At 40.6% G+C, this 15430-nt stretch carries 10 protein-coding genes; 2 read left to right on the forward strand and 8 right to left on the reverse strand.

Translation table 11 applies throughout. The annotated features are described in order from the left end of the window. Positions 1-83 precede the first annotated feature (83 nt). Positions 84-998, forward strand: a complete 915-nt coding sequence (locus KEM09_RS09495; RefSeq protein WP_212227867.1) for an alpha/beta hydrolase — start codon at positions 84-86, stop codon at positions 996-998. A 347-nt stretch (positions 999-1345) separates the two neighbouring features. On the opposite strand, the gene KEM09_RS09500 is transcribed toward KEM09_RS09495, so the two are convergent. The 6 genes from KEM09_RS09500 to KEM09_RS09525 all read right to left on the reverse strand — a co-directional run bounded on the left by KEM09_RS09500 (position 1346) and on the right by KEM09_RS09525 (position 7479). Then, positions 1346-2557, reverse strand: coding sequence for a hypothetical protein (locus KEM09_RS09500; RefSeq protein ID WP_212227868.1), 1212 nt, complete (start codon positions 2555-2557; stop codon positions 1346-1348). A 284-nt stretch (positions 2558-2841) separates the two neighbouring features. Beyond that, on the reverse strand, positions 2842-3429 hold the full coding sequence (locus KEM09_RS09505; RefSeq protein WP_212227870.1) for a hypothetical protein: 588 nt from the start codon (positions 3427-3429) through the stop codon (positions 2842-2844). Between the two features lie 208 nt (positions 3430-3637). Continuing rightward, positions 3638-4105: a hypothetical protein gene (locus KEM09_RS09510; RefSeq protein WP_212227871.1), complete on the reverse strand. Its 468-nt coding sequence runs from the start codon at positions 4103-4105 to the stop codon at positions 3638-3640. 291 nt (positions 4106-4396) lie between these two features. Then, complete coding sequence (locus KEM09_RS09515; protein WP_212227872.1) at positions 4397-5149, reverse strand: hypothetical protein; 753 nt, start codon at positions 5147-5149, stop codon at positions 4397-4399. Between the two features lie 221 nt (positions 5150-5370). After that, on the reverse strand, positions 5371-6465 hold the full coding sequence (locus KEM09_RS09520) for a TlpA disulfide reductase family protein (RefSeq protein ID WP_212227873.1): 1095 nt from the start codon (positions 6463-6465) through the stop codon (positions 5371-5373). Between the two features lie 204 nt (positions 6466-6669). Beyond that, positions 6670-7479: a hypothetical protein gene (locus KEM09_RS09525; protein ID WP_212227874.1), complete on the reverse strand. Its 810-nt coding sequence runs from the start codon at positions 7477-7479 to the stop codon at positions 6670-6672. 683 nt (positions 7480-8162) lie between these two features. Here KEM09_RS09525 and KEM09_RS09530 point away from each other — a divergent pair. Further along, complete coding sequence (locus KEM09_RS09530) at positions 8163-8885, forward strand: DUF6261 family protein (protein ID WP_212227875.1); 723 nt, start codon at positions 8163-8165, stop codon at positions 8883-8885. Between the two features lie 202 nt (positions 8886-9087). On the opposite strand, the gene KEM09_RS09535 is transcribed toward KEM09_RS09530, so the two are convergent. Further along, positions 9088-10512, reverse strand: coding sequence for a glutamate synthase subunit beta (locus KEM09_RS09535; RefSeq protein ID WP_212227876.1), 1425 nt, complete (start codon positions 10510-10512; stop codon positions 9088-9090). A 251-nt stretch (positions 10513-10763) separates the two neighbouring features. Then, entirely contained in the window at positions 10764-15281 is a 4518-nt protein-coding gene (gene gltB / locus KEM09_RS09540) for a glutamate synthase large subunit (protein ID WP_212227877.1), read from the reverse strand. Positions 15282-15430: the final 149 nt, after the last annotated feature.

Raw genomic sequence — 15430 nt, forward strand, 5'->3', positions numbered from 1 at the left:
AAGTTACAAAACAAAGTCTTGACGTTTTCTGCACAATAACAGATATTAAGCTGTTATCACAAATACCCACTAATATCAAACGCATGAAAACGCTGCTATCCATTTTGCTATCACTTTTTACGGCAGGCACCTTTGCTCAAAGCATAAAAGTAGCTGCCGGTAAAATCGTCCGCCACGAAACGTTTCCTTCCAACTATGTAGATGCCCGCAATATTGATGTGTGGTTACCCGACGGATACTCACAGGATAAAACATATGCTGTGATATATATGCATGATGGCCAGATGCTGTTTGATGCCACCAGCACCTGGAATAAACAGGAATGGGGAGTTGACGAAGTATTAGCGAGCCTGATGAATAACCACCGGATACGTGATTGCATAGTAGTAGGCATATGGAATAATGGCAAAAAACGCCATGCCGAATATTTCCCACAAAGAAGCTGGAAGCTGATAGCTGAAGAGCAACAACAGGCTATCCTCAAAAAGGAAGAGATTTATATTGAACCTTCGGTATTATTGGATGGCATGCTGGCCGATAAATACCTGCGTTTTATTGTGCGCGAACTGAAGCCCTTTATCGATAAGACATACAGCACCCTAAGTAATAAGCAGAATACCATTATTATGGGCTCAAGCATGGGCGGTTTAATCAGCTGCTATGCCATGTGCGAATACCCCGGCATTTTTGGAGCTGCCATTTGCATGTCGACACATTGGCCTGCCGTTGATGGCATCACTCTAAAGTACCTGGAACAGAATATAGCCAATGCCAAAACACACCGTATCTATTTTGATTATGGCACCGTCGATCTGGACGCTCTTTATGAACCCTACCAAACAAAAGTTGACTCCATTTTTATGGCCAAGGGCTACAAAAAGGACATCAACTATCAATCGTTGAAATTTAAAGGAGCCACACATAGTGAAGAAGCCTGGCGACAGCGCTTAAACATCCCCCTGGAATTTATTTTACCTCCTCAGCCAACCAATGATTAGATACCTGTTATAAAACTCATCTACATAAAAAGAGGGTGTACGAGAATCCAAAAAGACAATTACGAACTTATTCGTAAGAAAACACCTCTCCTTCAAGGAGAGGAAGCCATGACTCAGCAATAATAATATCTTACATTAGAGATAGTTGCCCTTTCCAGCAAGGTCACCTTCTCCTTAAGCAGGCTTTATTCCGCCAGAGCGGAAAGGCCGGAATGAGGTGATGAAGTTATAGATTATTAGTACAAAAATTGTTTCCCTTCATTTTAGTAAACCCTCTACATAAAAAAGGTGCCTGTTATAGCACCTTTCTTACTTCATCGATTTTTTATATAATCAGGCATCAAGAGTCACACCCCAAACTTACTGGCAAATTCAGCTACCATTTGCTCAAGCTCCAGTTTAAACTGGGCCAGAAAGTCATCAAAGTACACTTCACCGCTCTCACGCGAACCATCACTAAACTCAAGCTCCAAATCAACCCACCAACTGCCGGCTTCATCCATCCGCGCTTTGGGCACCGCATGTGCCTTTGCTATTATCTTGTTATCATTCAGATACCTTACATCCATGGCTGCATAGTTGTTTAAAGCACTGGCCAAAGCCTCGGCATACGCTTTACTGTCAGCCTGCAGATCGTCCACCTTAAGCAGCTCATTATACAACTCACCTGTTTCGGCTGTTGTATTAAACACGACTTCTTCTATGGCCAAACTGTTAATCAGTTGCTCAACCGGCATTTGCTCATCATGCTCATCAAAAGATAAGTCCAGCAGATGTCCCAACACCCGGTCAGCATCATTGTTGAATGTCAGCAACCAATAGCCATTCTGCTCATCTTTACCCAATTCACCACTCAAATTATAAGGAGTTGGGTTAAATGTCATTGCCACCACCTCGAAATAGCCATCGTACGTAAACGTGGCATTTACATTGCTGGCAAGCACCAGTTCATCCTTCACCTTTATGCTGAAATGTAACTTTTCAAGTGCTTGTTCTATCACTGTGCCATCTTCCAAAACATCACCTTTATCAGGGAAATCACCCGAATAAAAGGCCAGGTCAGAAATAGTCAGCAGAGCCGTATCACCAGGTATTTCGTTGGTAGCCGGAAACTGAAATATGACATCTGTTTCGTGCTCTTCCACTTTAATAAATGTACTATTGGCATCATCCCAGGCCCATACGCCACATCCTTCCTTGGCCAGCAAGCTGCAATAGTAATCTTTATCAAATGTTAAGGTCATGAGCTCTTCGAAATAACAGTTTTGAGATGCATTGTTATACATCAGCTCGCCCACCTCAACAACAGCTTTCAGAAACAAAGCATTGCCCGAAACTTCATGCCCATCCAGGCGACCAAACATTGAGTGACTAATGGCTGCAAAGCGCGTTTGGCTTAACTGCTCCAGCTCATTATTCAGTGATTCGGTGCTTGATTTCAACACACTCTTATCGTGCTCCACGCCATGCTTGCTATAGGCATCCATCATCTCATCGCTTTCGCATGCTATAAAAAACACCGAAAGCACCACCACCCACAACTTCACTAAACTCCTCATATTCGTATTATTTTCCACTATTCTGATAGTTTGTATGTATGCTCTTTCCTGTATATGAGACAATGAAGTAAATGGTTACACGTATTGGAAAAATTTCGATTCAAAAAAAGCCACTCCAAAACGAAACAACTTCTCTTTGTAACAACCTTAGCTAAACGATGTCTGCGACTTCGTTGGGTTGAATAAGTAGTTTTAAACTACTTGTTTGGTTCGATGGAATTACCAATTGCGCCGGGCGATGTGAACCGCAATTACTTATACATATTGTTGGCATTCAATATTTTTCAATCATTCCAACCTTCAAATTCATTCATTTTCCAGTCAGTTGGTTGTAATGAGTTTTCGTATTCCTTTAGCTCTTTATAAGCATCTTCAACAATTGTTTTGTTGTCATACCAGATGTCATCAGCAGGATAACAACAAACTCCATCAGTCAATTCTGATATGATTGCCGAAGAAAGCGAAGACATTCTAAGTTCAAGCGAATTTTGTGAACCCCAATTAAAAGTCAAAACCAATTTACAATCCGCAAGTTTAGAGTCTATCTCTGTATTTACATATTCAACCTTTTCTGTTGGCTTATTTAGTAGTCTTTGAATCAAAGTCTTTTTAGGTTGAATTGAGTCAAGCTCTTTTTGTAAGTCAAATTCGTCCTTATAAAACTCAAATCCTGATATAAATTCTTTGTCTTTGAATTCTTCGTTCTCAGTATTTTTAAACTTTATTCTAAATGGTAAAAATCCGCTGTGGTCATCAAAAGAAAAGTCTGGATGAATTTCACATTCCATATCAAATTGATTCATTCGCTCCATCCATTTTGGAATAATTGAATCGTCAACTTGTTTTACAAAAACATTTAAATCTAAACTCATATTTATTATTTCTTAGTTCAATTTCAGACAGTAGGGAGGGGGAATTGAACCCTCAGCTAAGTCAAGTCTGCGACTTCGTTTGGTTGAATAAGTAGTTTTAAACTATTTGTTTGGTTCGATGTAATTACCAATTGCGCCGAGCGAGAGTACCCTTTTTCACCCTCGATGCCTGCCGAAGCTGCGAACCAACCAAAATATGATGGTTCACTTATGCTTTATTAGCCATTGTTGGGCCTTCGTGATTTATATTAGTATTAGTTTTTTTCAATTTAGTTCCAAGAAAAATTCTTTTCATAAAAGGTCTTGTATATGTATAAATGACCAAAGCTGTCACAATTGTTATTTGTGCAACATAGATAAAATAAAAATCTTGTTCCTGCTTACGAATTAAATACTTATAAGAATCAAATAAGTGTGTCAATAAATAAATTGGTAACAGAATAATAAATGTATGTCTAGCTTTTTCTTTAAGTCCAACCAAACCAACCAAATTAATACCTAATATTAATCCGACTGCTAAATCTAAGATGAAAACCGACAATGATACTCCTGCTGATAAAACCCCAATTTTCTCATATTCTGCAGACATTATTGCTTTAAAATCATATGGAAGAGATGTTAAGATCAACATTTCACTCATTGATAAACTGTAAAAAAACAATAACATTATAGCCATATTTAGAATCTTTGGCTTCAGGTTTGATTTATCAGAGAAGCTCTTCTTAACTCCATAAAAGATTGTAAACACGAATAATAGGAGAACTAAGTTTTGCATATTAAGTATTCATTTTTTTTGCGGCACTACTTATTACACGATGCCCAACTAACAGATACACTACAATTTGCTATACAACCATAGCTAAGCAAAGTCTGCGACTTCGTTGGGTTTAATAAGTAGTTTAAACTATTTGTTTGGTTCGACGTAATTACAAATTACGCCGCGAGGGTTTTCAACCAGCCAGAATGCTTAGTTATTAGGGAGCGTTAATTCGTATCTATAAAAAACGTGTCTTGTATAGGGGTTTTGAGGTAAGTGTTGTATCATTTTTTGGAGGACTTCATAATTATTATAAATATGGATACATAAATGGATTTTTGACCTAACTCTTTCTCCTTCTTTTATGGCAGGTAACCAATCGAACCTAATTTTCTTGAACGCATTTATTACATCTTCATTGATGCTCTCTTCGAGTTCTTTCTCTATTGATACGTCTTGTTGCACTCCGTTTTTATCAATAATAATAGCCGCCATAATAAATTCATACTCTTTTTCTAAAAGATCGAATATGTCTGGTTCAAAACTAATAGCAGCTAGTTTTTCTAGCTCAAACTCTCCATCTAGCATAAGTGGAGGTCTATCTACTGTTTTTAATTCGAACTGATCCGTATTTGTTTCCACTAAAAAAGTATCAATCGAATTTATAGACTCCGAAATTTCAATAACCTTCTTATTGTCAAAGTCATACTTGAGATAAATATCGTTGTCAGAACCGTAATAACGCCAGATGCCAACCTTAACTCCATTTATATACTTTCCATATACGACTGTATCTTTGCTGACTTTATCAATTTTAAGATAATCTCCATGATTTAGTTTTGTAGACTTATCAATGGTAGTCAACTCAATATTAAAGATGTTCTTCCTTTTTTTGATTTTAGTCTGAGCAGAGCTAATCAGAAAAAAAGATAATAAGTATGTTATTATAATGAATTTAGTCATTTGTTAGGATTATATTTATTTATTAAATACTTGATTTAAGGACATCTTAAATATGCTGATTTTTAATACTAAGCGAAGTCTGCGACTTCGTTGGGCTTAATAAGTAGTTTTAAACTACTTGTTTGGTTCGATGGAATTACCAATTGCGCCGAGCAAGGTCGGCCCAACCAAACTATGCTGCCGCCTGCTATGCTTTATTGCGGTTTGTTGGCGTTTCGTTATTATATTTTATCAATAGTCTCTTTAAGTTTTTCAATCAAATTACCATTCCTATCGAAACCCTTAAATTTCTTTATTATCACACCATCTTTGTCAATCAAAAATGAAGTTGGTATTGCTTGGACTTGATACTGGGTTTTAATCTTCCCTTTAGTTCCCGCATTATCAGATACATTATGCCAATTTATGTTGTCTGCTTTAGAAGCGTTAACCCAAGCGGCTTTGTTTTTATCTACAGAGAAACTAACGATGGATAAATTATCAGGTACCTGGTCAAAATTTTCACTTAGATACTTATTCTCCATCCTACAAGGTCTACATCCTGCACTCCAAAATGACAGATAAATGTATTGTCCTTTTAAAGAGGATAACTTGAATTGTTGACCATCTATTGTGTTAGCTTCAAAATCAATAAATGAATCACCTATCTTTGCAATTTTCTCATACAAATAGACATTCAAAGCCTTTGCAGTTGGTGTTGATTCAATTGAAACTGGTAAGTTTTGAAAGATTGCTTCTAATGTGTCACGTGGGATGCTTTGGCGATTCATATAGACGATATTTAAACCATAAAATGAATTGGAGTGCTTTTTCCCAAAGTCTACATAAATTTCATGTGACGCCGATTGTGATTCGCTGAATCTTTTAATTAAGTTTTGCATTTCAACGTCATCTGAATATTTTTTATTCATAAAACTATCTACAGCACCAAAATATATTAAGTCATAGGGGCGTTGAAGCTTTTTTAGTTTATTTTGTAGTTCCTGTTCTTTTCCACCATTTATTGCACTATTGAGATGCATATCTTTAATTGGTGATTCAAAAGTTATATCAACATTCTCAACTTGAATATTAGCATATTCGTCTAAACATTTTATCCAGCAACTGGTAGGATATTCAACTTTTCCGCTCAATTTAAAATTACCATTTATAGAAATAGCAGAATCTAAGTTTACTTCTTGGTCTAAATCGTATAGCGTGATTAAAGTACTGTCATTTAAACCTTCGATATGGCCATTAATAATGAATCCATCATTGGAAGTTTTGCAGCTTGAAAGGATTAATGTGATGAATAAAAGTTTTAATAGTTCTTTCATATTAGTTAAGATATGTGTGGGTTTAATGAACACCAACGGAAAAGGCTATGAAGCGTAAGTGAATTTAACCGTACTCACTCTCGAACTTCACGGAGCCAAAGCGTTGTATTTGTTTTTATCTTTTTCATTTTAAAAGCCAAATCAACCTTTGGCGCTGCTCGCCGAAGCTGCGGACCGACCAAAATGAGTCGGCTCACTTATGCTTTATAAGCCATTATTGGGTTTAGCTATTCTTTCTTCTTCGTTAAATTTTAGTGACATTCCAATAGTTATTAGTTCTTCTTGCATAATTGAATTCAAATTTTCCCCACGTAATGAAAATGTGAAGAAGTCAGGTGAATTTACAGTTACTTTTGTAAAGCCACTTTTTTCTGTCTTAGACCTAACAACATTATAAGTAAATCCGTCTTGATTCAGGTTATTTATGTCCGAATTTATGATATAGTCTGGAACTTTTATATGTATAAAATATGATGTGTCTTGATATTGTGTTATGCTGTAATAGTTACAGTCTCTTTCAAATACTTGTGGCGGTATAGGATGAATTCTTAATAGTGAGTCTGTAAGTTTTCCTGTTTTTATGGTATCTGTTTTATCTGGGTCAAAGAGCCGCTTATAGCTTACTGTTATTGTAGAGTCAGTTTCTGATTCAATTACTTCTTGCCCCATTATTGAAAGACTGTTCCTAGACCAAAATAAATATTCTTTCAATGTCATAACCGCTGGAGATGCAGTTATGCCATATTCATACAAAAATTTTGTTTTACCATTCTTGATGTAACCATACCACTCTCCCTCATCTCCAACTTTAAAACCTTTGTCTTGCCAACCTAAAGGCGTTACAAGATTAAATACTTTAAAATCGATAATTTGTTGTTCCTTATTTTCTGGATGGATAGTACTCTTACTCATATGAATTGGAATTATATATCCACCGACATTTAAATAATTGAATAGCAAATAAGCTGTTAAGATACTTATTAGCGTAATTAATATTGTGCGTCGTTTTTTCATAATTAGACCTAACTAAGAGATAGACAGCACTATGCTTATACCCCCTTATGTACACCTTAAAAATACAATAATAGATAACATGATTGCTATTGTGTGTCAGTCATTAAAAACACCATTCTCTCGCAGATGCTTAACGAAGGCAGTAAGCCTTCAATTTTTCAGTTCGTTTGTCCCTGTTTATTATCACTTCCCAAACTTGTGGAGCTACAACATATGGTATAAAGCAAAGCACGCAACTTTGCGCAGGTACTTTTACGCCAACGAATACCATTCAACAAATCTGCAAGGTGTTAATCACGAAGCTAAAAATGGCTCCACAAGTTTGCGGAGTCATTTTTAAGGCCTATAAAGGTGCTCTGCAAAAGTGTGGAGTCATTTTTAATGACCTGAATTATACCAAACAATTGTGCGCAGCATCCACCATGATGATAATTTGCACTCCACAACTTTGCGGCATCACTTTAGAGTGAATAATTTTGATTACCATTCACATTTCCATCAACTCATCCAGTAATAGATTTGTATACCATACAACACAACGCTTTCATATGCCTTACATTAAACACTTTACCAGTGCTTACTACATTCAATCAAATCTCTAAGCGAAAAATAGTTGTTGTATATTTATTTTGTTCTATTGTATTTTTTGTTTAGTTTCAATGCAACAAACTAAATTTAATACTATGATTAAACCAATTCTAAACAATTATTTAAATTCAAGTGAATTCTACACACTTGTTAAAAACATTGTTACAGCCACTAATGATTCAGGCATTGATGAGGCATTAAAAACAGCGCTTACATCACGTATTAATCAGAATTTTGACATTTTTGACCAGGCACTTAACCGGCAAAAGGTTAATCCGCTCACCAAGGAGATGGAAGCGATCGATTTAGAACGCGATGAGCTATTTATGGGACTAAGAACCAGTGCCGAAGCATTGACCTACCATTGGGATACAAGCACAAAAGAAGCTGCTTATGCCCTGGTTGAAATTATCCGTCGTAATGGCTGGTCAATGCACCGGAGTGGTTACGCCGAACAATCGGCAGCCTTCAACACACTGTTGTCGGAAATAAAAAAGGAACCTGCAGCCACCCACCTGGCAACAACCAACCTGGGCGAGTGGATAGCTCGAATAGACCAATGCCAGCAGGAATTTGAAACGGTCAGCACCAACCGCGAAGAGCTGAACGCCAAAGACAAGCCTTTATTAACTATCACTCGCAAACAGCTGTATGAAGATTTACTCGCGTCGTTAAGATACCTTGAGAGCATGGCTATGTTTAGCCCAAACAGTGAGATTACGCCTTTGATAAATACCATTAACGAGATTATCAGCTCGGTAACTTCCAATGCCAGGGCACGCAAAACACGTAGGGATTCAGAAAAGGTGAGTGAATAAACTTCACACCTCTGATCATAAGGCCGTTCTACTCTTGAAACGGCCTTATTTATGATTGCACGCCGTGGGCTTATTAACATACGACACCTAGCGGAGTCGTACATTAACACCTTCCCTTCACCGCACAAAAAAAGCCGCTCCAAAACGGAACGACTTCTCTTTGTAACAACCCTAATTAACCTCAGCCATTGGCTGATATTTTTTATTCTTTCGTCAGGAACTCATGCACACTTTTGGCAGCCTCGCGCCCTTTGGCGATGGCGGTAACCACCAGGCTGGCGCCATTAGAAGCATCACCTGCAGCAAACACATTGGCCTTACTGGTCTGATACTGGGCATCAACTTTAATATTTCCGCGAGCATCCAGCTCCAAACCAAATTCCTTCACCAATCCCTCATGCACCGGGCTCACAAATCCCATGGACAGCAATACCAATTCGGTATCCATCTTATAAGCCGTCTCTGGCTTTTCACTCATCTGCCACTGCCCGTTATCTCCTTTCGTCCATTCTACCTCAACCAGCTCTACCTGCTTCAGTTTACCGTTTTCACCAATGAAACGCTTGGTATTGAGGCTCCACTTACGCTCACATCCTTCTGCATGTGAAGTAGATGTTTTAAGCGTGGTTGGCCAGTATGGCCATGGGTTTCCAGCCGCTCTTTTTTGTGGTGGCTTAGGCAATATCTCAATCTGCGTCACCGAATTGGCTTTCTGGCGGTTAGATGTACCCACACAGTCAGAACCCGTGTCTCCTCCACCAATCACCAATACATTTTTACCGGTTGCCAAAAGACGATCGCCATTGGTAAACACTTCGCCTCTGTTGACCTTATTTTGCTGTTTCAGAAAATCCATTGCAAAATGCACCCCATCCAAATCGCGTCCTTCGACAGGCAGATCACGTGGTTGCATAGCACCAATGGTTAATACCACGGCATCATATTCTTTCGCCAGCTCTTCGCCTTTTACGGTTTCACCAACACTCACATTGGTTTTAAACTGAATACCTTCTTTTTCGAAGATAGCCACACGGCGATCAATCACCTTTTTATTGAGCTTAAAATCAGGAATCCCGTAGCGCAACAAACCACCTACTGCATCATCCTTCTCAAAAACCGTGACTGAATGCCCCGCCTGATTGAGCAGATCGGCTACCGACAAGCCCGCCGGACCAGATCCCACAACCGCCACTTTTTTCCCTGTTCTATGTGCCGGAATACGAGGTTCAATATACCCTTCTTCAAAAGCACGCTCCACCACCGAGCACTCATTCTCACGAATGGTGACAGCTTCTTCATGTATTGCCAACACACATGATTTCTCACAAGGGTTTGGGCAGATACGCCCTGTAAATTCAGGAAAACTATTGGTTGAGTGCAGTATTTCACTTGCCAGCTTCCATTCTCCTTTATACACAGCATCCTGCCACTCAGGTATTTTACTACCAACCGGACAAGCCCAATGACAAAATGGTATACCACAATCCATACAACGCGATGCCTGGAGGGTGCGATCAGCCACATTGAGTGTTTGCTCCACCTCACCATAATCATCTACACGTTCGGCTACAGGACGGTAACCACCTTCTTTACGTCCATATTTTATAAAACCTTTTGGATCTGCCATAATCGTATTTTTTAAAGAAATCGGGGTGGCTCCTTTGAGCCTTTTATCACTCATTCTCCTTTTGTCCCCCGATGTTCTTTTATTTATAGCTGATAGCTACTTAATCTTTTTAACTACAAGCTGAATATTATTTTAATCTAAACCCCACTCCCTCCGGGCATCTCCCCAAGGGGAGAAATGCCCCTGACCTCTATAAATCTTCCTCTGGGGAAGTGCCAAAAGGCGATGGGAGAAATAACCATTCACTTACCCTATTCTCTGATATAAGGCGCATCTTCTGTTTCGCGCAACTTACGCTCCAGCTCCTTTATCTTTTGCTCCTGCAATACCTTTTTGTATTCAAAAGGAATCACCTTCACAAATTTGGGCAGGTAAGAGGTCCAGTTAACCAGCACTTCCTGAGCCTTACTACTATTAGTATGCAACAGGTGCTTATTGAGCATAAACTGCAGTTCCTGCACATCGGCGGCATCTTCAACTGGCGTTAAGTCCACCAATCCCTTATTACAATAGTAATCCAGGTTGCCTTCTTCATCAAGCACATAGGCAATACCACCACTCATTCCAGCTGCAAAGTTGCGTCCTGTTGGTCCAAGCACCACCACTCGTCCACCTGTCATGTATTCACAACAGTGATCACCAACACCCTCGACAACGGCATGGGCGCCTGAGTTACGCACAGCAAAACGCTCGCCCGCTACTCCTCTCACATACACAAAACCGCTTGTGGCACCATAGAGAACCGTGTTACCGATAATAATATTCTCTTCGGGCTTAAAGCTTGAACCATTTGGCGGCACAACGATGATTTTACCACCCGATAATCCTTTGGCCATGTAATCATTGGCATCACCCTCCAGCCGGAAACTTACCCCTTTAGCCAGGAAGGCACCAAAACTTTGGCCTGCCGAACCATGGAAGGTACAGTTAATCGTATTCTTAGGCAGACCTTCTTCTCCATACTTCTTAGATACTTCACCCGATAGCATGGCTCCAACCGTACGGTCGGTGTTGATGATATCGCTTGCCATCCACACCTTCTGCTTATTAATCAGCGCCGGCTGTGCCTGTTTGATCAGGCTGCGATCCAACACCTCATCCAATTTATGATCCTGCTCAGTGGTGTTGCGGATTGGGTATTTCTTCCCTTCCTCAGGGAAATATAACAAACGACTTAAGTCAACGCCTTTTGATTTCCAGTTAGAAACATTTGCATCCTGCTCCAGCAAATCGGTACGGCCAATCACTTCATCCAGCGATTTAAAACCGAGCTGAGCCAGGTACTCACGCACTTCTTCAGCAATGAAGTTAAAGAAGTTAACGACGTATTTATATTTGCCGATAAAACGTTTACGTAGCTCCTCATCCTGGGTAGCTATACCTGCCGGACAAGTATTCAGGTGACACTTACGCATCATCACACAACCGAGTGTTACCAGAGCTGAAGTGGCAAAACCATACTCTTCTGCTCCCAGCATAGCCATCTTCATCACGTCCAGACCGGTCTTCAGCTGACCATCCGTCTGTAACTTAACACGTCCGCGCAGGTTATTCATCACCAGCGTCTGCTGTGCTTCAGATAAGCCTATCTCAACTGGCAAGCCAGCATGCTTGATTGAACTGGTTGGGCTGGCACCCGTTCCACCTTCTGTACCACTGATAACAATCAGGTCGGCATGCGCTTTAGCAACACCTGCTGCAACAGTACCTACACCATTTTCCGATACCAGCTTCACGCTCACACGTGCTGACGGATTGGTGCTCTTCAGGTCGTAGATAAGCTGCGCCAAATCCTCGATTGAATAGATATCGTGGTGAGGAGGAGGCGAAATCAAAGTGATACCAGGCGTTGAGTTACGCAGGCGGGCAATGATCTTATCCACTTTAAATCCGGGTAGCTGACCACCTTCACCAGGCTTGGCACCCTGAGCAATTTTAATCTGCAGCTCATCGGCATTGGTCAGGTAGTTGTTGGTTACCCCAAAACGACCACTGGCAATCTGCTTAATGGAGCTACGAGCAGGACTCTTAAAACGTTCTGCATCTTCACCACCTTCACCGGTATTACTACGTCCACCCACTGCATTCATGGCCAACGCCATAGCTTCGTGCGCCTCTTTCGAGATAGAACCATATGACATGGCCCCTGTAACAAAGCGTTTCATAATCTCCGAAGCCGGCTCCACTTCACTGATATCAATCGGCTTTCTGTCTTTGAGCTTCATCAGGCCGCGAATAAACAATGGCGTTTTGTTATCGGCATCTACCTGACGGCTGTATTCTTTGTATTTACTATAGTCTCCTTCGGAAGTAGCCCATTGCAGCAATCCAACGGTTTCTGGGTTCCACCCGTGCTTTTCGCCATATTTACGGTAGGCATAGCTACCTTTTGTATCAAACGGGTTACTCTGAAAAGCAGGCTTAAATGCCTTATTATTATCAAGGATACTCTCCTGTGCAATTTCTTCCAGCCCTACACCACCAATCTTGGTAGGTGTGCCAATGAAGTATTTACTGATTACCTCTTCTGAAACGCCAATCGCCTCGAAGATCTGGGCGCCATGATACGAACGCAGGGTACTGATACCCATCTTCGACAATACCTTCAACAGCCCTTTATCAACTGCTTTGATATAGTTTTCGCGTGCGGTTGCATAATCCATGTCAATCTTACCTGCTTTCACCATTTCATTGATAGCAGCAAAACACACATAAGGATTAATTACACTGGCTCCAAAACCAAGCAACAAGGCAAAATGCATCACCTCGCGCGCTTCACCCGTTTCTACAACCAAACCTACCTGCATACGCTTTTTGGCTTTAATCAAGTGGTGGTGCGTAGCAGCAACAGCCAATAAGGATGGCACAGGTGCATGCTGCTCATCAATGTCGCGATCACTCAGGATGATGTAATTCATGCCATCATCAACCGCTTTTTCAGCCGCCTGGCATATTGACTCCAGAGCTTCCTCCAGTCCTTTACCGCCTTTATTAACAGGGAAAGTCATCGGAATCTTAACATGCGTAAACTCCTCACGCATATAATCCTTAATCTTACCCAAATCAGTATTGGTCATCAGCGGGCTCTCAAACTTAATGGAGCGACACTGTGATGGCTCTTCTCGCAACAGGTTCTTTGAAACGGAACCAATATAGTTGGTTAATGCCATTACAAGACCTTCCCGGATAGGATCGATAGGTGGATTGGTTACCTGGGCAAATAACTGACGGAAGTATGAGAAAAAGCGTTGCGGCTTATCAGACAATACTGCAATAGGCGTATCGTTACCCATTGAGCCAATAGGCTCACCTGCTGTATTGGCCATAGGGGCAATAATATGCTCAAAATCTTCGCGGTTATAACCAAAGGCTTTTATATAGGCATCATACTTTTCACCCAAACCTGATGGTACACGTTCCTGCACATCGATATCGCGCATACGAATGCGATTTTCCTTCAACCAGTTACCATATGGGTGACGCTTAGCCAGTTGCGACTTAATTTCTTCATCAGGTATAATAACACCTAATTGTGTATCTACCAACAACAGCTTACCAGGCTTCAATCGTCCTTTTTCCTTTATATCTTCGGCTGGGAATGTCTGAACCCCTACTTCAGAACCCATCACTATCATGTCATCTTTGGTAATGACATAACGCGACGGACGTAAACCATTCCTGTCCAAAGTACCCCCTACATAGCGTCCATCAGAGAACACGATAGAAGCAGGACCATCCCATGGCTCCATAATGGTAGAGTGATATTCGTAATAAGCCTTCAGACTTTTCGGAATCGGATTTTTACTATTCCAAGATTCAGGTACCAGCATACTCAGCGCGTGAGGTAAAGAGCGTCCAGTCAGGAACAGGAACTCCAGCACGTTATCCAGCGAGGCTGAGTCACTCATATTGGGTGTTACCACCGGGAATAGTTTCTTTAGATCATCGCCAAATAAATCAGACTCTAACAGACTCTCGCGTGCCTGCATCCACAAACGGTTACCTTTAATGGTATTGATCTCACCATTGTGCGCCATTATACGAAATGGTTGAGCCAAATCCCAGGTAGGAAAAGTATTGGTACTAAAACGTGAGTGCACTAAAGAAATGGCACTTTTCACACGCCTGTCCTTCAAATCCAGAAAATATAATCCCAACTGCTCTGGCGTGAGCATACCTTTATATATAAATATCTTGGTAGATAAACTTGGTAAGTAAAACGCTTCCTTTTCCTTTAGTTCAGATGCTCTAATGGCATTTTCGGCTTGCTTTCGTGCCAGGTACAAACGACGCTCCAAGGCATCTTGCTCATAGTTTCCTTTAACAAACACCTGACAAATCTTAGGCTCAGTTCCCTGGGCTATCTCCCCAATTACATCGCTATCCACCGGCACATCCCTATAGCCTATCAACTCCAATCCCTCAGCAACAAAAAACTTGTCAAGCACCTCCTGACAATAAGCAGCTTCCATTTCATCCCGAGGAAGAAACACCAATCCGGTACCATACTTACCAGCTGAAGGCAGATTAAATCCGAACGTCGTGAAGTATTCATGAGGCACCTGCATGAGAATACCAGCACCGTCTCCCGATTTATTATCAGAACTTTCGGCACCCCGGTGTGTCATATTCGTAAGCACCTCCAAGCCTCTCATCACTATTTCATTGGATTGCGTACCTTTAATATTGGCCACAAATCCAATCCCACAATTATCACGTTCATTAGCAGGATCGTACAATCCCTGAGGATTTGGAAATCTTTTTATCATACTGTTTTGTTTAAGAGAAAATCTACTTATACCCCCTTCGTAAGGAATCTCATTCTCGCCGTTGGATTGGATGAACCATAATCAAATCATCTTTCATTCAGAAAGCTTATTGTGATTTTATATTATAATTCGAAAGCAAAAATAGAATT

Origin of the sequence: Carboxylicivirga mesophila (genome assembly GCF_018271975.1) — a bacterium.
Taxonomy (GTDB): Bacteria; Bacteroidota; Bacteroidia; order Bacteroidales; family Marinilabiliaceae; genus Carboxylicivirga; species Carboxylicivirga mesophila.